Below are 19137 nucleotides of genomic sequence, written 5' to 3' on the forward strand. Positions count from 1 at the left end.
TTAGAGTGCGGAAATGACGAGCCAGAACACCCCGAACACCCCGACGCCGGACCAGATCCGCCGGGCGCCGAAGGTTCTGCTGCACGACCACCTCGACGGCGGACTCCGCCCGGGGACGATCGTCGAACTCGCCCGCGACGCCGGGTACACCGGACTCCCCGAGACCGACCCGGACAAGCTCGGCCTGTGGTTCGCCGAGGCCGCCGACTCCGGTTCGCTGGAACGGTACTTGGAGACCTTCTCGCACACCGTCGCCGTGATGCAGACCCGGGATGCGCTGATCCGGGTCGCCCGCGAGTGCGCCGAGGACCTCGCCGAGGACGGTGTCGTCTACGCCGAGGTGCGGTACGCGCCCGAGCAGCACCTCGACGGCGGGCTCGGCCTCGAAGAGGTCGTCGAGGCCGTCAACGAGGGCTTCCGGCAAGGGGAGTTGCTCGCCCGCGAGAACGGCCGGCGTATCCGCGTCGGCGCCCTGCTCACCGCGATGCGGCACGCGGCCCGCGCCCTGGAGATCGCCGAACTCGCCAACCGCTACCGCGACTTGGGCGTCGTCGGCTTCGACATCGCGGGCGCCGAGGCCGGTTACCCGCCCACCCGGCACCTCGACGCCTTCGAGTATCTGAAGCGGGAGAACAACCACTTCACCATCCACGCGGGCGAGGCCTTCGGGCTGCCGTCGATCTGGCAGGCCCTCCAGTGGTGCGGCGCCGACCGGCTCGGCCACGGGGTGCGCATCATCGACGACATCCAGGTCCAGGACGACGGCTCGGTCAAGCTCGGCCGGCTCGCGTCCTATGTACGGGACAAGCGCATCCCGCTGGAGCTGTGCCCCAGCTCCAACCTCCAGACCGGGGCCGCCGACTCCTATGCCGAGCACCCCATCGGACTGCTGCGACGGCTGCATTTCAGGGCGACGGTCAATACCGACAACCGTCTTATGTCGCACACCAGCATGAGCAGCGAATTCGAGCACCTTGTCGAGGCGTTCGGTTATTCGCTCGACGACATGCAGTGGTTCTCCGTCAATGCTATGAAGTCAGCATTCATTCCTTTCGATGAACGACTCGCCATGATCAATGACGTGGTCAAGCCCGGATATGCCGAACTGAAATCCGAGTGGCTGTTCCGGCAGACGGCTTCCACCAGCGGTTCTGTGCCCGAAGAGGGCTGAAGAGGGCCGATGGGGATACGTGGGGTGCGGACGGGTGTTCACAATCCGTCCGCATTTCGATGTTTGCGGCGGATGCCGTCGCGTGTTTACGGTCTTGGACCGCTCACATCCCCGTCATCCCATTCAAGGACGCATTCACCATGAAGCAGTCTGCTGCCAAGACCCTCGGTGTCGCCGCCCTCGGTGCCGCCTTCGCCGCCGTAGGCGCGGGTGCCGCGAGCGCGGCTCCGGCGGTCCCGGACGCCACCCAGGCGCTGGGCACCGTGACCCACACGCTGCCCGCGGAGAACGTCACCAAGGCGCTGCCGGGTGCCGGCGAGGCGCTGAGCCAGGCGCAGCCCGCGCTCGCCGGTGGTCTGTCCGCCGTGCAGCCGGCCGCCGAGAAGCTCCTCTCCGACGGCCCGACCGCGCCCGTCGCCGGACTGCTGGGCGGCCTGCCGCTGTCGCAGACGGGCCTGCCCACGCACGGCCTGCCGGTCAACGGCATCCCGCTGGGCTGAACCCACCCCCGAACGCGCCGATGGGGCGCACCCCCTTGTCGGGGGGTGCGCCCCATCGGCGTACGCGCGGCCCTAAGCCTCACCAGGCCTCGGTGCGCACCTTGTCCTCGGACGGGAACAGGATCCACAGCGCGATGTAGAGCAGGAACTGCGGGCCGGGCAGCAGGCACGAGAGCAGGAAGATCACCCGCATCGTGGTCGCGGAGGTGCCGAAGCGCCGCGCCAGCGCTGCGCACACTCCGCCGATCATGCGGCCTTGGGTGGGGCGGGCAATGGCGGCCATAATGGCTCCTTCGTGAGCGTCTCTCCGAGGCCTCCCCTGCGGCTGCCTCATCTGACGTCAACGCTACGGACCCGGAGCGGGCCCGGCGTCGCTCTACGGTGCGATGCCGACCCTGGGAATCGTCGGGGTCCGTCCCTGAGTGGCTTCCTCCTGGAGGACGGCCAACGGGAGGGGCTCCTCTACCCTGTGGCGGACCCAGGCGCGGGCGGCGGGGACGATCGCGGCGTGTGCGAGGGCCACGCCCACGGTGTTCATGAGCAGCGAGTCGATGTCCACTACCTGGCCCGGCACCCCGGTCTGGAGCAGCTCGATGCCCAGGGAGATCAGGGCGCCCGCGGCGACCGTACGGACGAGGGACGCGAGCGGGGAGACATGGAGTCTGCCGCTGACCATCGGGAGCAGGACGCCCAGCGGGGCCAGCAGCGCGAGGCCCTCACCGATCCGCTTCGACGCCTCCGGCCAGCCCATCGCCAGATCGGCCCGGATGCTGGCCAGCGGATGCAGATTGGGGGGCATCACCCAGGGGACGTCCCTGGGGCGCAGCGTGACCCAGGCGACGAGCACGAGATGTGCGACGAGGAGGACACCCCCTGTCACACGGATGCGAATCGCGGCATTGCCGCCGATGGAGCCTTGACGCTGCACGCCCCCCAAGACGCGGCCTGCGGCACGATCGGTTCCGGGCGGCGGCCAAGCACCATGGTGAGGCTTCCGCCACACCCTCTTTTCTGGGCTCGTTCACCTCCGGGGCGCCTTCAGCCGCCCGTCACCTCGCTGGAAGGCGGTGCCTTGGTGCCCGGGTCGGAGCGGACCTCGTCCGTGCACGCGTAGCGGCGCAGGGGCGTGGCGTCCGGGCCGCCGAGGATCACGGAGCCGTCTCCCTCGGCCGCGGCCGAGTCGGAGAACGTGCAGACGATCTGGGCGAGCGCGTACGACGTGAGGTCGGCCGGTGAATTGCTCAGCCGCAGCGCGTCCTTGGGGTCCTTGGCGCGCGGCCCGCTGACCGTCATGCCGCCCCGCACGTCGGTCGTGTACCCGGCGTCCTTCTCACCCGCCGACGGCGACTCGGCGAGCTGGTCCAGCAGCCCCTGCGCCACGATCACCCGCCGCTGCACGTCCGCCGTGCCGTCCGGCACCTGTACGGCCCGGTCGACGGTCACCAGCGACGACCCGCACAGCAGGAACACCTGCACGGGCACCCCGTGCGCGGCCTGCGGCGAGACGTCGGGCTCGGTGAGCGTGCAGGGCACCCGGGAGGGCGCGGGCCCGAAGTCGGTCGGCACCTCGGTGGGCCGGATCCCGCACCCGGTGAGCAGCAGGCCGAGCAGCGGCAGAGCCATCAACCGGCGTACCGTCATGAGGGGTTCCCCTTCGAACTGTCCCCTTCGCCCTCGCCCTTGTCGGTCTCCTCCATGAGCGCGGAGGCGTCCCTGGGCAGCCGCAGGGTGAACACCGCGCCGCCCTCGGGGGAGTTGGCGGCGGTGATCCCGCCGCCGTGGATGTGCGCGTTCTCCAGGGCGATGGAGAGGCCGAGGCCGCTGCCCTCGGAGCGGGGCCGGGAGGCGCTCGCCTTGTAGAAGCGGTCGAAGACATGCGGCAGGACGTCCTCGGGGATGCCCGGGCCGTGATCCCGTACCGCGATGACGAGTTGGTCGTCCTCAAGGCGCACCGACACCCGCACCGGCGAGCCGCCGTGCTTGAGGGCGTTGCCGATCAGGTTGGCGAGGATGACGTCGAGGCGGCGCGGGTCGAGCCGGGAGTGGATGCCCCGCTCGGCGTCCAGGTCCACGGCGTCCAGCCAGGCACGGGCGTCGATGCACGCGGTGATCTGGTCGGCGAGGTCGACGTCGTCCAGGACGAGCCGGGCGGTGCCCGCGTCGAAGCGGGTGACCTCCATCAGGTTCTCGACGAGGTCGCCGAGCCGCTTGGTCTCGCTGACGACGAGCCGTACGGCGGGCTCGATCATCGGGTCCACGCTGCCGGTCTCGGCGTCGAGTTCCTCCTCCAGCACCTCCACCACTGCCGTGATGGCGGTCAGCGGGGTGCGCAGCTCGTGCGACATGTCGGCGACGAACCGGCGCGAGGCGTCGTCCCGGGCGGCCATGTCGGCGACCCGTTTCTCCAGGGCCTCGGCGGTCTGGTTGAACGTCCGTGACAGTTCGGCGAGTTCATCGGTCCCGGACACGCGGAGCCGGGTGTCGAGCTTGCCCTCGCCGAGCCGGCGCGCGGCGATGCCGAGCCGGTGCACGGGCTTGAGGACGGTCGTCGCGGCGGCCTGCGCGAGCAGCGCGGAACCGATCAGCGCGAGCCCCGTGGCGATCCCCAGCGACCAGGCGAGGGAGTTGAGATCCTTCGCCTCCGGCTCAAGGGACTTGAGCATGTAGCCGGTCGGACCGCCGCCGATCATCCGCGTCCCGGCCACCAGGAACGGCGTGCCGTGCTCGGTGACCCGCTGCCAGTACAGGTGGTACGGCTCCTTGTTGCCGTCGGTCACCGACTGCTGCTTGTTCACCGCCGTACGCAGCGACTTGGGCACGTCCTCCAGCGAGAAGCCGTTCAGGCCGCCCGAGTTGCCGTAGACCGTCTTGTCGTTCGCGTCCTCGGCGACCAGCAGCACGCTGAAGCGCTGGCTGCTGTTGGCCATCTGCCCCGCGGTGCGCAGCAGTTCGTCCTGGGTGGGGTGGACGGGCAGGGCGCCGGCGCGGTTCTGCATCTCCTGCTGGAAGTCGCGCAGCACGGCGTCCTGGGCGCGGGTGAGGACGGCCTCGCGGTTGAGCCAGTAGGCGATGCCGGACGCGGACACGGCGGCGGTCAGCGCGACCAGCCCGAACACCACGACCAGCCTGAGGCGCAGGCTGGTGAACCGCAGCCGCCACAGAACTCCCTTACGACCCGGGCGCCAGCCGCGGATCCCCCCTGGTGCGTCGGTCACTGAGGCGAGTCCAGGCGGTAGCCGACGCCGCGCACGGTACGGATGAGGGTGGGGGAGGAGGGGATGTCCTCGACCTTGGCGCGCAGCCGCTGGACACAGGCGTCCACCAGCCGCGAGTCACCGAGGTAGTCGTGTTCCCACACCAGGCGCAGCAACTGCTGCCGGGACAGGGCCTGTCCGGGCCGCCGGCTCAGTTCGAGCAGCAACCGCAGCTCGGTGGGCGTGAGTTGGAGGTCCTCGCCGTTCTTCGTCACGGTCATGGCCGCGCGGTCGATGACGAGCGAGCCGAAGCTCGCCGCGTCGGTCGACTCACGCTCCCCGCGCCGCAGCACGGCCCGGATCCGGGCGTCAAGGACCCGCCCCTGGATCGGCTTGACCACATAGTCGTCGGCGCCGGACTCCAGCCCGACCACGATGTCGATGTCGTCGCTGCGCGCGGTCAGCAGAATGATCGGCAGCTGGTCCGTGCGCCGGATGCGCCGGCACACCTCGAAGCCGTCGATGCCGGGCAGCATCACATCCAGCACGATCAGGTCCGGCCGCTGCTCACGCAACAGCTTCAGACCGTCCTCGCCGCTGGCAGCGGTGGCCACCCGGTGGCCCTGGCGCGTCAGCGAGAGCTCCAGGGCCGTCCGGATGGCGTCGTCGTCCTCGATCAGCAACAGGGAAGGCACGGGGCTCATTCTGGCCCATGGTGGGGTGGGGTTTCGACACCTGTACGGGTACGCGCCCCTGACGATGCCCTAGCGCCGCTCTCTGTGACCGGACTGTCCGGATTCTGAGGGCAGCCGCAGAGACCCACCCCTGTGACAGGTCTGTGACAGTCGGGGGACACGTCCATGAAGTGCCACGGGCAGGATTTTCGGCACAGGCAAGGAACCACGCCGGAACATCCGAACACCGGGCAAGTCCACTACGGGGGGCGCGAGATGAACACGCTGCACAGCACCAGCAACAACGCAGTCATCACGCGTCTGCACGACGTGAACCGGGGTTCGGAGAAGTCCGGTGCCGTGAGCGGGCGGGGGTGCGTTCGCGGTGCCGGGCGTCAGCACACCGGTTACATGACGGTGGTTGACGCGCACACGGGGGAGGCGCACGGGGGGAGTGCGTACAGGGAGGAGACGGGGGAGCGTCGTTCGCTGTCGGAGGCGGAGTTCACCGCCTACGTCCAGGAGCGCCGCGCCTCCCTGTACGCCACCGCGTACCACCTGACCGGCGACCGCTTCGAGGCCGAGGACCTGCTGCAGAGCGCGCTGTTCTCGACGTACAAGGCGTGGGACCGGATCAGCGACAAGGCCGCGGTCGGGGGCTACCTCCGCCGCACCATGACGAACCTGCACATCAGCGCGTGGCGCCGCCGCAAGCTGAACGAGTACCCGACCGAGGAACTGCCGGAGACGCCCGGCGACACGGACGCGATGCGCGGCACCGAACTGCGCGCGGTCCTGTGGCAGGCGCTGGCCCGGCTGCCCGAACTCCAGCGCACCATGCTGGTCCTCCGTTACTACGAGGGCCGCACGGACCCGGAGATCGCGGAGATCCTCGACATCAGTGTCGGCACGGTGAAGTCCAGCATCTGGCGGTCGCTCCGCCGGATGCGCGAGGACGAGGTCCTCAGCTTCGGCCGTGACGAGGAGGACGCCTTCGGGGAGCTTGTCGCCTGAGGGTCGGGGGGAAGTAAAAGGGGCCGCGGGGGATCGGTACCGGGGGGTGCCGACGGGGCCACGGGGGGAACACGGGGGAAGCACCACGGGGGAACGGGGAGAGCGGGACTGGAGGGCCGGGGGGTCCGTCCAGTCCCGCTTTCTTCGTTCTACGACGGGGAAGGCGCCGGAGTCGTCCGGGTCGGGCGCCGTCCGACCGCCGCCGCGGCGAGCCGGCCCAGCGCCTCGTCCTTGTCGCAGGCGTACGCGCCGAGCCCGGTCTGCCGGGCCACGATCGAACGCTCCAGCCGCATCAGCCGCCAGCCCCGCCGCAGCAGGAACGGCACGGACTTACGGCCCTCCTTGAGATCCCGCAGGAACCGGCGCCGGAAGGTGCGCACCGGACCCCGGTTCAGGCAGAGCGCGTCCGCGAGGACGCCCAACTCCTGGCAGCGGGTGATGACCTCGGCGGCGAAGATGCCCTCCGCGATGAACAGCGGGGTCCGCCCGACGTCGACCGCCTCCGTGCCCGTACGGGCGCTCAGCGAGATGTCGTAGACCGGCACATCCGTACGACCGGTGCGGCACAGCTCGACGATCGCGGTGACCGCGACCTCCGCGTCCCAGGAGTCGGGGTGGTCCCAGTCGATGTCCGAACTCCCCGCCACCAGCGGCAGCGTCGGGTCGTCGCCCTCCTTGTAGAAGTCGTCGAGCCGCAGCACGGGCAGACCGGAGCGGGCCGAGACGAGGGACTTGCCGGAACCCGAGGGGCCGCACAGCAGCACGACACGGGCCGGTGACGGGGAAAGGATGCTCACGGGACACCAGTTTGACGTATTCCGTACGTACTGCCGACCCCGCGGGTCGCCATTGGAACGCGCATCACACGTCAACTACCCTTCGTGCTGACCTGATTACCCTGCGCACCAGAAGGTGGCACCAGCAATGGCACGACACACGTCCCCCCAGCACCCGACCGCCCAGCGCGCCCTGGTCGCCCTCGCGACGGCCGGAGTCGCCCTGGGCGCGGGCGCGGCGACGGCCGCCGCGGACACCGACCCGGTGGTGGACGTGATGCGGACGCGCCCCACCTCGCTCGGCAACATCGACCCCCAGGCCGGCCTCCAGGCCACCACCGGCATCGTCGGCTACGTCACCGGCCCGATCACCGGCCTCAAGCCCAACCCCCTCGCCGGCACCGGCGTCGACCCCCTCGACAACGGCGTCGCCACCCAGCTCGCCGACTTCCAGCCGCTGGCCTCCCAGGCGCTGACCGGGCCGGTCGCGGAGGCGGAGTCGATCGGGAGCATTCCGGTGCTCGGGCAGGTGACGGGACTGCTGAACCACTGAGCGCGCGAGCACGGCAGAGAGCCGCGCCTTCCCCGGACGGGGGGAAAGCGCGGCTCTCCGGTCTCGGCGGCCGTCAGTACGACGAGCCCGACGCCCCCAGCGAACCCGTCGGATGCCAGACCGTCTTCGTCTCCAGGAAGGCCGTCAGGCGCTCGATCCCCGGAGTCTCCGCGTAATCCACAGCCTGTGGACGAAGAACGCGCTTCAGGTTGTCCGCCGCCGCGATCTCCAGCTCCTTCGCGAGTACGTCGTCCGCGCCCGCGAGGTCGATCGCGTTGACGTCCTGGTGCGCGGCGAGGGGAGCGGCGATCTCCGCCGTCTTGCCGGACAGCACGTTGACGACACCGCCCGGCAGGTCGGAGGTGGCCAGTACCTCGCCCAACGACAGTGCGGGGAGCGGGGACTTCTCGCTCGCGACCACGATCGCCGTGTTGCCGGTCGCGATCACCGGGGCGACGACCGAGACCAGGCCCAGGAACGACGACTCCTGGGGTGCCAGGACGGTGACGACACCGGTCGGTTCGGGGGAGGAGAGGTTGAAGAACGGTCCCGCCACCGGGTTTCCGCCGCCGACCACCTGCGCGATCTTGTCGGTCCAGCCCGCGTACCAGACCCAGCGGTCGATCGCCGCGTCGACCACGGCGGCCGCCTTCGACTTCGACAGGCCTTCCGCGTCCGCGACTTCGCGCACGAACTGGTCCTTGCGGCCCTCCAGCATCTCGGCGATGCGGTAGAGGATCTGGCCCCGGTTGTACGCCGTCGCCCCGGACCAGCCGCCGAACGCCTTGCGCGCCGCCACTACGGCGTCACGGGCGTCCTTACGGGACGAAAGGGGCGCGTTCGCAAGCCACTTGCCCTTTGAGTCGGTCACCTCGTACACCCGGCCGCTCTCGGAACGCGGGAACTTCCCGCCGACGTACAGCTTGTAGGTCTTGAAGACGCTCAAACGGTTCTCAGACATCGAGGTACGCCTCCAGGCCGTGGCGACCGCCCTCGCGGCCGAAGCCCGACTCCTTGTAACCGCCGAACGGCGAGGTCGGGTCGAACTTGTTGAACGTGTTGGACCAGATGACGCCCGCGCGCAGCTTGCTCGCGACGGCGAGGATGCGGGAGCCCTTCTCGGTCCAGATGCCGGCGGAGAGGCCGTACTGGCTGTTGTTGGCCTTCGCGACCGCCTCCTCGGGCGTGCGGAAGGTGAGGACGGAGAGGACCGGGCCGAAGATCTCGTCCCTCGCGATGGTGTGCGCCTGGGTGACGTTCGTGAAGAGCGTCGGGGCGAACCAGTAGCCGGCGGAGGGGAGTTCACAGGCCGGGGACCAGCGCTCGGCGCCCTCCGCCTCGCCCTGCTCGACGAGCGAGGTGATGCGGGAGAGCTGCTCGGCGGAGTTGATCGCGCCGACGTCCGTGTTCTTGTCGAGCGGGTCGCCGAGGCGGAGCGTGGACAGCCGCCGCTTCAGCGAGTCCATCAACTCGTCCTGGATCGACTCCTGTACGAGCAGTCGGCTGCCCGCGCAGCAGACCTGGCCCTGGTTGAAGAAGATGCCGGTGACGATGCCCTCGACGGCCTGGTCGATCGGGGCGTCGTCGAAGACGATGTTCGCGCCCTTGCCGCCGAGTTCGAGGGTGACCTTCTTGGTCGTGCCCGCGATCGTGCGCGCGATCTCCTTGCCGACGGCCGTGGAGCCGGTGAAGGCGACCTTGTTCACATCCGGGTGCGCGACGAGCGCGGCGCCCGAATCGCCGTATCCGGGAAGGATGTTGACGACACCCTTGGGCAGGCCCGCCTGGCGGCAGATGTCCGCGAAGAAGAGCGCGGAGAGAGGGGTCGTCTCGGCGGGCTTCAGGACCACCGTGTTGCCGGTGGCGAGCGCCGGGGCGATTTTCCAGGCCAGCATCAGGAGGGGGAAGTTCCAGGGGATGACCTGGCCCGCGACGCCGAGGGGCTGGGGGTTCGCACCGAAGCCGGCGTGGTCCAGCTTGTCGGCCCAGCCCGCGTAGTAGAAGAAGTGCGCGGCGACCAGGGGGAGGTCGGCGTCGCGCGTCTCCTTGATGGGCTTGCCGTTGTCCAGGGTCTCCAGGACGGCCAGTTCGCGGCTGCGCTCCTGGATGATCCGGGCGATGCGGAACAGGTACTTGGCGCGCTCGGAGCCGGGCAGCGCCGACCACTTCTCGAAGGCCTTGCGGGCGGCCCGTACCGCGCGGTCGACGTCCGCCTCGCCCGCCTGGGCGATCTCGGAGAGGACCTCTTCGGTGGAGGGGGAGACGGTCTTGAAGACCTTGCCGTCGGCGGCCTCGGTGAACTCGCCGTCGATGAACAGGCCGTAGGAGGGGGCGATGTCGACGACCGAGCGGGACTCGGGCGCCGGTGCGTAGTCAAAGGCAGTCATGATGGATCAGTCCACCGTCACGTAGTCGGGGCCGGAGTAGCGGCCGGTGGCCAGCTTCTGACGCTGCATCAGCAGGTCGTTCAGCAGCGAGGACGCGCCGAAGCGGAACCAGTGGTTGTCCAGCCAGTCCTCGCCCGCCGTCTCGTTGACGATGACCAGGAACTTGATCGCGTCCTTGGAGGTGCGGATACCGCCCGCCGGCTTCACGCCCACCTGGACGCCGGTCTGGGCGCGGAAGTCGCGCACCGCCTCCAGCATCAACAGGGTGTTCGCGGGCGTGGCGTTGACGGCGACCTTGCCCGTCGACGTCTTGATGAAGTCAGCGCCGGCCAGCATGCCGAGCCAGGAGGCGCGGCGGATGTTGTCGTACGTCGACAGCTCGCCGGTCTCGAAGATGACCTTGAGGCGAGCCGCCCCGGACGCCTCCTTCACGGCAACGATCTCGTCGTACACCTTCATGTAGTGGCCCGCGAGGAACGCCCCGCGGTCGATGACCATGTCGATCTCGTCGGCGCCCGCGGCGACCGCGTCGCGCACGTCGGCCAGCTTCACGTCCAGCGCGGCACGGCCGGCCGGGAACGCGGTGGCGACGGAGGCGACCTTCACGGAGGAACCGGCGACGGCCGCCTTGGCGGTGGCCACCATGTCGGGATAGACGCAGACGGCCGCCGTCGCGGGGGTCGTACGGTCGGTCGGGTCCGGGTGGACGGCCTTGGCGCCGAGCGCGCGGACCTTCCCCGCGGTGTCCGCGCCTTCCAGCGTCGTCAGGTCGACCATCGAGATGGCGAGGTCGATGGCGTACGCCTTCGCGGTGGTCTTGATGGAACGGGTGCCGAGCGAGGCGGCGCGCGCCTCCAGGCCGACCGCGTCGACGCCGGGCAGCCCGTGGAGGAAGCGGCGCAGCGTGCTGTCGGACGCGGTGACGTCGCCGAGAGCGGGTGCTGTGGGTGCAGTGGTGGGCATGGTCACCAGACGAGCATATCTACGCGCGTAGCGGCTGTACACCCCGGGGAGCTGTCCGAGCGCTTCGCAGGTCCCCGACGGTGACCGGGCGACCCCCTGAGGCAGAATCGGCACCATGACGACCCCGCAGCCCGAGTCCAAAGACCGCATCTACCGGTCCCCGATGGGCCTCATCGGCGGCGTACTGCTGCTGGGCATCGCGCTCTGGCTCGGCATCGACGCGATCGTGTCGGGCAGCGGCCGCACCCCGTGGCTCGCGCTCGCCGGTCTGATCCTCGTCGTACCGGCGATCTCGGCGTTCACGCTCCGTCCGGCGGTGTACGCCAACCAGGACCGGCTGCGGATCCGTAACCCCTTCCGGGTCGTCGTGCTGCCGTGGGGCGAGATCGCCTCGCTGCGGTCCGGGTTCTCGAACGAGGCGGTGGCCAAGTCGGGCGCCAAGTTCCAGCTCTGGGCGGTTCCCGTCTCGCTGCGCGCCCGCAAGAAGGCGTCGCGGCGCGAGGCACGGGCCGCGGCGGAGGCGGCGGGCGCGCGGCGCGGCAGGTCCGGGGGGCTCGGCCTCGGCGGCGGGCTCGGTGGGTTCGGCGGCGGTATGGGCGGCGGTGGCGTCGTGCCGGGCGGGTCCACTCGGCCGGAGTCCGACCAGATCATGACCGAACTGCGCGAGCTGCTGGAGAACCGGGAGCAGGCGGAGTCGGCGCAGGGCGAGGTCACGGTGCGCTGGGCGTACGAACTGATCGCGCCGGCGGTCGCGGGAGCTGTGTTGCTGGCGATCCTGCTGGCCACGGGCTGACCGGCGCCCGTCCCGCTCTCACAGCCTTCTGGGTCATGATCCGATCCGATCCGAACCCGGCCGCGAGGTCGCGACGGCGAAGGTCCGTCACCACGCCTGTGGTCAGAGCCCCTGGGAAGTCATGAGCACGATCACCCAGCAGCCGGTGCGGCTGCCGTCCGCCGCGATACCCGACGGGTGTGCGGGCTGGGACGAGGAGCACGCGCGCGCATGGGCCGAGGGCGCGGTGCCGTGGTGGGTGCCGGTCCGGCCTCGGCGGTGGGCCGTCGAACTGGCCGTCTGGTGCGCGCTGTTGGTCGTCCCCGCTGTGCTGACGACGACGGACCTGCCCCCGGAACTGATCGCGCTGCTGCCGCTCCAGGTCGTCTGGTGGCTGTGGCGCCCCGAGGCCGTACGGCTCTCCGCCCCCCTCCTGATCGTGGTGGTGGCGGTGCGAGGGACCGGGCTGTCGTGGCCGGTCCTGGTCTGCGCCGCCCTGCTGGTCCTGGTCCCCGTGACGGCCACCGAACTACGGGCACGCGCGCGTGCCCGTCAGCGGCACAGCGCCCTTGCGGCGGCCGGCGGGGTCACGGCCTCACTGCCGGACGCGGACGGTCCGGTACGGCGGGGCGTGCTTCTCCTCCGGCTCGGGGCCGTTCTGGCCGTACCCGGTGTCGTCCTGCTCTGCACCTCCGGCCTGTGGGCGGACGACCGCCCGGAGGCGGTCGCCACGGGCCTGTTCCTGGCCGGGCTGGCCCTCACCCTGATCCTCTCCGGAGCCCTCGGCCGGCGCCGGGCCGTCGCGCTGCGCCGGGCGCCCGCGCCGGTGCTGCGGGTCCTCGTCCGCAAGGACGCCCACGGGGACGCCGTGGTCTTCGCGGCGGACGACCCGACGGCGCTACGACCGCTGTTCACGGTCCCTGTGATGGAGCACGCCGACGACAAGGCGGCCGACGAGGACGCCGAGGCGGAACTGGACGAATTCCTCGACGGGAGCAGGGGCGACGAGCACGGCCCCCTGCGCGAGGCCGTCCTCTACGGCACGCCCTGCGACGGCGCCGAAGTGCTGCTCGTGAGCGCCTCCCCGAAGCCGGGCGAGCCGCCGGTGACGGAGTGGTCGACCGGGCCCGTGCGGCCAGTGTCCGAGCACGGCCTGCGGCGGCGGCTCGCCCGGGAGAAGCGGGCCGTGGAGCGGGCGGCGCGGGCCGACGCGGAGCACCAGGAACTGGTCGAGGCCGCGCGGGGGTTGACACCCGTGCCGGCACGGCGCTGGCGGGCGGGGCCGGTGGACTGGCTGTCGACCTTCCTGGTGGTGCAGTGGGCCGGCTGGGTCCTCTGGATCGGGAGCGACCCGGGCCTCTGGAACGGGACCGTGCTGTTCGTCGGCGGTCTCGCGGGTGCCGCCCTCGTCCCCCGGAAACTGTGCTGGCGTATCACCGCCGACAGCACCGGCATCTGGCTGAACGGTCTGCGCCGGCCGCGCCACGTCCTCTGGGACGACCTCCGTTCGGCCCGCCGGGAGGCGTTCGAGCTGAAGCTGCGGGTGCGCGACGGCGACCACTGGGACGTCTCCGCACCCCGCTGGCCCTGGCTCCAGCGCAAGCGCGGCCTCACCCACCCCTACGACGCCCTCGCCGCCGAACTCTCCGCGATGATCGACGATCCCGCCCTGCGCCCCACGGGTGAGAGCGGCGAGCGGGAGCGCGGGCGTCCGCTGTGGCCGTTCGCCGCGGTCCTCGGTATCGCCTGGGTCGCGCTGCTCGTCACGCGGTGGCTGTCCTGACCGTGGTTGCGGGGCTGCCGGAGCGCCTCGGCAGCCCAACTCCCTCTGAACCGGGGCCTTTTCCCCTCAGATACCGGCTGCCGCCGACAGGTCCCGCTTGATCGTCGCGAGGGTCTCGGCCGCCCGTGCCCGGGCCGCCGGGAGGTCGGCGTGCGCGGCGACGGGGACCACGACCTCCAGATAGCACTTCAGTTTGGGCTCGGTGCCGCTGGGCCGGACGATGACGCGGGCGCCGTCGAGCGTGTAGCGCAGGCCGTCCGTGGGCGGGAGCGCGTCGGTGCCCTCGGTGAGATCCTCCGCCTTCGTCACCCGCAGGCCCGCGAGCCGCGTCGGCGGCCGCTCGCGCAACCGCCGCATGGCGTCCGCGATGACGGTCAAGTCCTCGACGCGCACGGAGAGTTGATCGGTGGCGTGCAGACCGTGTGCTACGGCGAGATCGTCGAGGAGGTCGAGCAGATCGCGGCCCTCCTCCTTCAGCTCGGACGCCAGCTCGGTGATCAGCAGGGCCGCCGTGATGCCGTCCTTGTCGCGTACGCCGTCCGGGTCCACGCAGTAGCCGAGGGCCTCCTCGTAGCCGTAGCGCAGACCGTCGACGCGCGCGATCCACTTGAAGCCGGTGAGGGTCTCCTCGTAGGGCAGGCCCGCCTTCTCGGCGATCCGGCCGAGGAGGGAGGAGGAGACGATCGACTCGGCGAAGGTGCCGCGGGCGCCGCGCCGCACGAGGTGTGCGGCGAGCAGGGAGCCGACCTCGTCGCCGCGCAGCATCCGCCAGTCCCCGTCCGCCTTCACGGCGACGGCGCAGCGGTCCGCGTCGGGGTCGTTGGCGATGATCAGGTCCGGGTCGGTGGCGCGGGCCCGGGCGAAGGCGAGGTCCATCGCGCCGGGCTCCTCCGGGTTGGGGAACGCGACGGTCGGGAAGTCCGGGTCGGGCTCGGCCTGCTCGGCGACGAGCACGGGCTCCGGGAAGCCCGCGCGGGCGAACGCGGCCAGCAGGACGTCCTTGCCGACGCCGTGCATCGCCGTGTAGACGGTGCGGGCGGTGCGCGGGGAACCGGCGGCGAGGACGGCGTCCGTGCGGGCGAGGTAGGCGTCCAGGACGGCCTCGTCGAGGATCTCCCAGCCGGTCTCCGGGCGGGGCACGTCGTGCAGGGAGGCGACGGCGTCGATCTCGGCGGCGATCTCCGCGTCGGCCGGGGGCACGATCTGGGAGCCGTCGCCGAGGTAGACCTTGTAGCCGTTGTCCCGGGGCGGGTTGTGGCTGGCGGTGACCTCCACGCCCGCGACGGCACCGAGATGCCGTATGGCGAAGGCGAGGACGGGGGTGGGGAGTGGCCGGGGCAGTACGGTCGCCCGGAGTCCCGCACCCGTCATCACTGCGGCGGTGTCGCGGGCGAAGTCGGCGGACTTGTGCCGGGCGTCGTAGCCGATGACGACGAGTCCGCCGGTGTCGCCGTTCTTCTTCAGGTACGCGGCGAGACCGGCGGCGGCCCGGATGACGACCGCGCGGTTCATGCGCATGGGTCCGGCGCCGAGTTCGCCCCGCAGACCGGCGGTGCCGAACTGGAGGGTGCCGCCGAAACGCTCCGCGAGTTCCGTGACGTCCCCGGCGTCGATGAGCTTCCCCAGCTCCTCACGGGTGTCGGCGTCGGGGTCCTCGGCGAGCCAGGTCCTGGCCCGCGCGATGAGATCGTCGTCGTGCACGTCCGGTCAACCTCTCCTGTTGTCCTTGCGTTTCGGGGTGTGAGGGGTGGGGACCTACAGCCTGCCCAGCACCTGAGCCAGCAGCGACCCCATCTGCGTGGCGGAATCCCGCCCGGCCTGAAGAACCTCCTCGTGGTTCAACGGTTCCCCCGTCATCCCCGCCGCAAGATTCGTCACCAGGGAAATCCCCAGCACCTCCGCCCCCGCCTCACGCGCCGCGATCGCTTCCAGCACCGTGGACATGCCCACCAGGTCCGCCCCGATCACCCGGGCCATGCGGATCTCGGCCGGAGTCTCGTAGTGCGGGCCGGGGAACTGGGCGTAGACACCCTCCTCCAGCGCCGGGTCGATCTCCTTGCAGAGGGCGCGCAGGCGCGGTGAGTACAGATCCGTCAGGTCGACGAAGTTCGCGCCGACGATCGGGGAGGTCGCGGTGAGGTTGATGTGGTCGCTGATCAGCACCGGCTGGCCGGGGCGCATGCCCTCGCGCAGCCCGCCGCAGCCGTTGGTCAGCACGACGGTCTTGCAGCCGGCCGCGACGGCGGTACGGACGCCGTGCGCGACGGCGGCGACACCGCGGCCCTCGTAGTAGTGGGTACGGCCGAGGAAGACCAGCGCGCGCTTGTCCCCGATCCCGTACGAGCGGATCCTGCCGCCGTGGCCCTCGACGGCCGGCGGCGGGAAGCCGGGCAGCTCGGTGACGGGGAAGTCGGCCTCGGGGACGCCGAGGGCGTCGACGGCCGGTCCCCAGCCGGAGCCCATCACAAGGGCGACGTCGTGGGTCTCGGCGCCCGTCAGTTCGCGCAGGCGCGTGGCGGCGGCGTCAGCGGCGGCATGGGGGTCGCCCTGGATGTCGTCCGGAAGAAGAGATGCGTTCACGCGGATGAGCGTAGCCGGTCCGGGCCTACGCGCGTAGATGACAGAGCTCACGGGATTGCGATCGTTGTCTTGTCGTTTCCAACGAGGCCTGTGCCCGGCGTTGTGTGGTGGAAGCCCTCAGCAGGGACGCTTCCGCAGCTCCATCACGTAGTCGTGGGGTGCCCCGGCCGACTCGGCGGCGTCGGCGAGCTCACCGAGATACCGGGCCGAGGGCAGGCCGCCCTCGTACCCGTTGAGGACGTACACCCAGGCGGGTTCCTCGCCGTCCAGCGTGTGCACCCGCACCCGCATCCGGCGGTAGACGTCGAGGCCGACGCCCTCCCAGCGGTCCATGGACTCCTCGTCGGGCGGCGCGATCTCGTACAGCGCGACGAAGACCTGGGAGCGCGGCGCCTCCACGATCGTCGCGAGCGCACCCTCCCAGCCCATGTGCTCACCGCCGAAGGTCAGCCGCCATCCGTTCAGCCAGCCCGTGGCGCGCAGCGGCGAGTGCGGGGCGCGGCGGGTCATCAGCCGCGCGTCGAGATTGCCGGCGTACGCGGCGTAGAGCGACATGCTCCGAGAGTACGGCAGCGAACCCGCGTGTCACTCCCGCACCGGCCGCACCTGGGGGCGACTCCGGGCCCGGCCGCGAATGCCCTGGCGCGGGGCCCGGCGCCCATGTTCCTCGCGCCGGGGCACGCGGCGGGTGCGATGTCGGCGGCTTTCGGGGTGGGTGCGGGGGTCGTCCTCGGGGGAGGCGGCGGGACTGGGGGGCGGGGCCCGGCGCCTCGGGCGAGCGCCTTGAAGTGTGCTTCTGGCGCCTATGTTCTCCCCCCCCGTGCCGGGGGCAGGCACCGACCGCTTTGCGCGCTGGGTGCGGCCCCGCCAGGTCGGCGGAGGGACTCCGACGGCAGGGCCCTGCCGCCCCGGGTGAGCGCCTTGAAGTGCTTCCGGCGCCTACGCTCCCCGTGCTGGGGCCCGCACCGGCGGCGACACGGGCGGCTTCTGCGGCGGCCGCGCGGCGCCTGTCCTCGGGGCTGGCGGTGGGACTGGGGGCGGGGCCCGGCTGCCTCGGGTGAGCGCTTTGAAGTGCTTCCGGCGCCCATGTTCCCCGTGCCCGGGGCACGCGCCGGCCGCTTGTGCGGAGGGCGTCGGGCCCTCCCGTCGGGTCGGCGACCGGGCTCCCGCGACAGTACCCGGCCGCCCCGGGCGGAAGCACCTTGAAGCGTGCGGGACAATGGGGTACGTGACTCGGATCGTGATCATCGGTGGCGGACCCGGCGGCTATGAAGCGGCGCTGGTGGCCGCGCAGCTCGGCGCGGAGGTGACCGTCGTCGACTGCGACGGTCTGGGCGGGGCGTCGGTGCTGACCGACTGCGTGCCGTCGAAGACCCTTATCGCGACGGCTGAGGTGATGACCACCTTCGACTCGTCGTACGAGGAGCTGGGGATCATCGTCGCCGATGACACTCCACCGCTGGAGCAGGCGGCCCGGGTCGTCGGTGTCGACCTCGGCAAGGTCAACCGGCGTGTGAAGCGGCTCGCGCTCGCCCAGTCGCACGACATCACCGCCTCGGTGACGCGGGCCGGCGCCCGGGTCATGCGGGGCCGGGGGCGGCTCGACGGCATGCAGGCCATCGACGGTTCGCGCAAGGTGATCGTGAAGGCCGCCGACGGGACCGAGGAGACCCTCGTCGCCGACGCCGTCCTCATCGCCACCGGCGGTCACCCCCGCGAGCTGGACGACGCCTGCCCGGACGGCGAGCGCATCCTGAACTGGACCCAGGTCTACGACCTCACCGAACTCCCCGAAGAACTGATCGTGGTCGGGTCGGGTGTCACGGGTGCCGAGTTCGCCGGTGCCTACCAGGCCCTCGGGTCGAAGGTCACCCTCGTCTCCTCGCGCGACCGGGTCCTGCCCGGCGAGGACCCGGACGCCGCCGCCGTGCTCGAAGACGTCTTCCGGCGCCGCGGCATGAACGTCATGGCCCGCTCCCGCGCCCAGTCCGCCAAGCGGGTCGGCGACAAGGTCGAGGTCACCCTCGCCGACGGCCGTGTCATCACCGGCTCCCACTGCCTCATGGCCGTCGGCGCCATCCCGAACTCTGAAGGCATGGGCCTGGAGGAGGCGGGCGTCAGGCTGCGCGACTCGGGCCACATCTGGACCGACAAGGTCTCGCGGACGACCGCCCCCGGCGTGTACGCGGCCGGCGACGTCACCGGCGTCTTCGCGCTCGCCTCGGTGGCCGCGATGCAGGGCCGTATCGCCATGTACCACTTCCTCGGCGACGCGGTGGCCCCGCTCAACCTGAAGACGGTCTCCTCCAACGTCTTCACCGACCCCGAGATCGCGACCGTGGGCTACAGCCAGTCCGACGTCGACTCCGGCAAGATCGACGCCCGGGTCGTGAAGCTCCCCCTCCTCCGCAACCCGCGCGCCAAGATGCAGGGCATCCGGGACGGCTTCGTCAAGATCTTCTGCCGCCCGGGCACCGGCATCATCGTCGGCGGTGTGGTCGTGGCGCCCCGCGCCTCGGAACTGATCCACCCCATCTCGATCGCCGTCGACAACAATCTGACGGTCGAACAGATCGCGAACGCCTTCACCGTGTACCCGTCCCTCTCCGGCTCGATCGCCGAGGTGGCCCGACAGCTCCACACCCGGAAGGCGACGGGCGAAGTCTGACGTCGGACCGACTCCCCGCTGGTCACGGGGAGTCGCCGCCCATTCGTGCGGCATAGGCGGCGGGACTAAGCCCTATACCACTTCTCGCCCTGCTGTGCGAAC

The 19137-nt window shown here is 71.2% G+C and carries 19 protein-coding genes; 7 read left to right on the forward strand and 12 right to left on the reverse strand.

All coding sequences use genetic code 11. From position 1 onward, the window contains the following. Nucleotides 1-13: 13 nt before the first annotated feature. On the forward strand, nt 14-1171 hold the full coding sequence (locus AB0M63_RS02800; RefSeq protein ID WP_366018138.1) for an adenosine deaminase: 1158 nt from the start codon (nt 14-16) through the stop codon (nt 1169-1171). A 140-nt stretch (nt 1172-1311) separates the two neighbouring features. Then, nucleotides 1312-1671, forward strand: a complete 360-nt coding sequence (locus AB0M63_RS02805) for an ATP-binding protein (RefSeq protein ID WP_355903195.1) — start codon at nt 1312-1314, stop codon at nt 1669-1671. 79 nt (nt 1672-1750) lie between these two features. On the opposite strand, the gene AB0M63_RS02810 is transcribed toward AB0M63_RS02805, so the two are convergent. The 5 genes from AB0M63_RS02810 to afsQ1 form a co-directional block, all read right to left on the reverse strand. Further along, nucleotides 1751-1954, reverse strand: coding sequence for a PspC domain-containing protein (locus tag AB0M63_RS02810; RefSeq protein ID WP_019055767.1), 204 nt, complete (start codon nt 1952-1954; stop codon nt 1751-1753). A gap of 93 nt (nt 1955-2047) precedes the next feature. Continuing rightward, nucleotides 2048-2599, reverse strand: a complete 552-nt coding sequence (locus AB0M63_RS02815; RefSeq protein WP_355903199.1) for a VanZ family protein — start codon at nt 2597-2599, stop codon at nt 2048-2050. A 110-nt stretch (nt 2600-2709) separates the two neighbouring features. After that, on the reverse strand, nt 2710-3312 hold the full coding sequence (locus tag AB0M63_RS02820) for a hypothetical protein (protein ID WP_366018139.1): 603 nt from the start codon (nt 3310-3312) through the stop codon (nt 2710-2712). Continuing rightward, a complete protein-coding gene (locus AB0M63_RS02825; RefSeq protein WP_355903675.1) occupies nt 3309-4865 on the reverse strand; it encodes a HAMP domain-containing sensor histidine kinase in 1557 nt (518 codons plus the stop codon). The genes AB0M63_RS02820 and AB0M63_RS02825 overlap by 4 nt, the downstream gene beginning before the upstream one ends. A gap of 17 nt (nt 4866-4882) precedes the next feature. After that, nucleotides 4883-5560 carry a two-component system response regulator AfsQ1 gene (afsQ1, locus tag AB0M63_RS02830; RefSeq protein WP_355903678.1) on the reverse strand — a complete coding sequence of 226 codons (678 nt, stop codon included), beginning with the start codon at nt 5558-5560 and terminating at the stop codon, nt 4883-4885. Between the two features lie 255 nt (nt 5561-5815). Here afsQ1 and AB0M63_RS02835 point away from each other — a divergent pair, with 255 nt between their 5' ends. After that, nucleotides 5816-6553 (forward strand): SigE family RNA polymerase sigma factor, encoded by a 738-nt coding sequence (locus AB0M63_RS02835; protein ID WP_366018140.1) that lies wholly within the window; start codon nt 5816-5818, stop codon nt 6551-6553. Between the two features lie 149 nt (nt 6554-6702). Here AB0M63_RS02835 and AB0M63_RS02840 read toward each other — a convergent pair whose 3' ends face one another. Then, a complete protein-coding gene (locus AB0M63_RS02840) occupies nt 6703-7350 on the reverse strand; it encodes a uridine kinase (protein ID WP_355903209.1) in 648 nt (215 codons plus the stop codon). A 127-nt stretch (nt 7351-7477) separates the two neighbouring features. Between AB0M63_RS02840 and AB0M63_RS02845 the strand changes: the two genes are divergently transcribed. Then, entirely contained in the window at nt 7478-7882 is a 405-nt protein-coding gene (locus tag AB0M63_RS02845) for a hypothetical protein (RefSeq protein WP_355903212.1), read from the forward strand. 73 nt (nt 7883-7955) lie between these two features. Here AB0M63_RS02845 and AB0M63_RS02850 read toward each other — a convergent pair whose 3' ends face one another. From AB0M63_RS02850 to deoC, 3 genes are read right to left on the reverse strand one after another with little or no spacing between them, the layout of a single operon-like run. Next, entirely contained in the window at nt 7956-8843 is an 888-nt protein-coding gene (locus tag AB0M63_RS02850; protein ID WP_366018142.1) for an aldehyde dehydrogenase family protein, read from the reverse strand. Next, nucleotides 8836-10272, reverse strand: coding sequence for an aldehyde dehydrogenase family protein (locus tag AB0M63_RS02855; protein WP_366018520.1), 1437 nt, complete (start codon nt 10270-10272; stop codon nt 8836-8838). The genes AB0M63_RS02850 and AB0M63_RS02855 overlap by 8 nt, the downstream gene beginning before the upstream one ends. Nucleotides 10273-10275: 3 nt before the next feature. Continuing rightward, the gene (deoC, locus tag AB0M63_RS02860) at nt 10276-11232 is read right to left on the reverse strand and encodes a deoxyribose-phosphate aldolase (RefSeq protein WP_355903685.1); all 957 of its coding nucleotides are present in this window, start codon (nt 11230-11232) and stop codon (nt 10276-10278) included. A 115-nt stretch (nt 11233-11347) separates the two neighbouring features. Here deoC and AB0M63_RS02865 point away from each other — a divergent pair, with 115 nt between their 5' ends. Together AB0M63_RS02865 and AB0M63_RS02870 are read left to right on the forward strand one after the other, a co-directional pair. Further along, the gene (locus AB0M63_RS02865) at nt 11348-12025 is read left to right on the forward strand and encodes a PH domain-containing protein (RefSeq protein WP_366018143.1); all 678 of its coding nucleotides are present in this window, start codon (nt 11348-11350) and stop codon (nt 12023-12025) included. A gap of 121 nt (nt 12026-12146) precedes the next feature. After that, nucleotides 12147-13787 carry a hypothetical protein gene (locus AB0M63_RS02870; RefSeq protein WP_366018144.1) on the forward strand — a complete coding sequence of 547 codons (1641 nt, stop codon included), beginning with the start codon at nt 12147-12149 and terminating at the stop codon, nt 13785-13787. Nucleotides 13788-13853: 66 nt separating this feature from the next. Here the strand turns inward: AB0M63_RS02870 and AB0M63_RS02875 are convergent, their stop codons facing one another. The 3 genes from AB0M63_RS02875 to AB0M63_RS02885 form a co-directional block, all read right to left on the reverse strand. Next, nucleotides 13854-15488: a phospho-sugar mutase gene (locus tag AB0M63_RS02875; RefSeq protein WP_366018145.1), complete on the reverse strand. Its 1635-nt coding sequence runs from the start codon at nt 15486-15488 to the stop codon at nt 13854-13856. Between the two features lie 54 nt (nt 15489-15542). Further along, the gene (locus tag AB0M63_RS02880) at nt 15543-16367 is read right to left on the reverse strand and encodes a purine-nucleoside phosphorylase (protein ID WP_355903227.1); all 825 of its coding nucleotides are present in this window, start codon (nt 16365-16367) and stop codon (nt 15543-15545) included. Nucleotides 16368-16484: 117 nt separating this feature from the next. After that, nucleotides 16485-16922: a gamma-glutamylcyclotransferase gene (locus AB0M63_RS02885; protein ID WP_355903230.1), complete on the reverse strand. Its 438-nt coding sequence runs from the start codon at nt 16920-16922 to the stop codon at nt 16485-16487. A gap of 664 nt (nt 16923-17586) precedes the next feature. Here AB0M63_RS02885 and AB0M63_RS02890 point away from each other — a divergent pair. Further along, entirely contained in the window at nt 17587-19035 is a 1449-nt protein-coding gene (locus AB0M63_RS02890) for an NAD(P)H-quinone dehydrogenase (protein WP_355903233.1), read from the forward strand. Nucleotides 19036-19137: the final 102 nt, after the last annotated feature.

The sequence above is a fragment of the Streptomyces sp. NPDC051576 genome, assembly GCF_040681835.1.
Classification (GTDB): Bacteria; Actinomycetota; Actinomycetes; order Streptomycetales; family Streptomycetaceae; genus Streptomyces.

Coding starts and splice junctions, on each gene's coding strand:
- AB0M63_RS02800 (WP_366018138.1), top strand. CDS start 14: ATGACGAGCCAGAACACCCCGAACACCCCGACGCCGGACCAGATCCGC.
- AB0M63_RS02850 (WP_366018142.1), bottom strand. CDS start 8,843: ATGTCTGAGAACCGTTTGAGCGTCTTCAAGACCTACAAGCTGTACGTC.
- AB0M63_RS02810 (WP_019055767.1), bottom strand. CDS start 1,954: ATGGCCGCCATTGCCCGCCCCACCCAAGGCCGCATGATCGGCGGAGTG.
- AB0M63_RS02885 (WP_355903230.1), bottom strand. CDS start 16,922: ATGTCGCTCTACGCCGCGTACGCCGGCAATCTCGACGCGCGGCTGATG.
- AB0M63_RS02805 (WP_355903195.1), top strand. CDS start 1,312: ATGAAGCAGTCTGCTGCCAAGACCCTCGGTGTCGCCGCCCTCGGTGCC.
- AB0M63_RS02820 (WP_366018139.1), bottom strand. CDS start 3,312: ATGACGGTACGCCGGTTGATGGCTCTGCCGCTGCTCGGCCTGCTGCTC.
- AB0M63_RS02835 (WP_366018140.1), top strand. CDS start 5,816: ATGAACACGCTGCACAGCACCAGCAACAACGCAGTCATCACGCGTCTG.
- AB0M63_RS02870 (WP_366018144.1), top strand. CDS start 12,147: ATGAGCACGATCACCCAGCAGCCGGTGCGGCTGCCGTCCGCCGCGATA.
- AB0M63_RS02845 (WP_355903212.1), top strand. CDS start 7,478: ATGGCACGACACACGTCCCCCCAGCACCCGACCGCCCAGCGCGCCCTG.
- deoC (WP_355903685.1), bottom strand. CDS start 11,232: ATGCCCACCACTGCACCCACAGCACCCGCTCTCGGCGACGTCACCGCG.
- AB0M63_RS02865 (WP_366018143.1), top strand. CDS start 11,348: ATGACGACCCCGCAGCCCGAGTCCAAAGACCGCATCTACCGGTCCCCG.
- AB0M63_RS02890 (WP_355903233.1), top strand. CDS start 17,587: ATGGGGTACGTGACTCGGATCGTGATCATCGGTGGCGGACCCGGCGGC.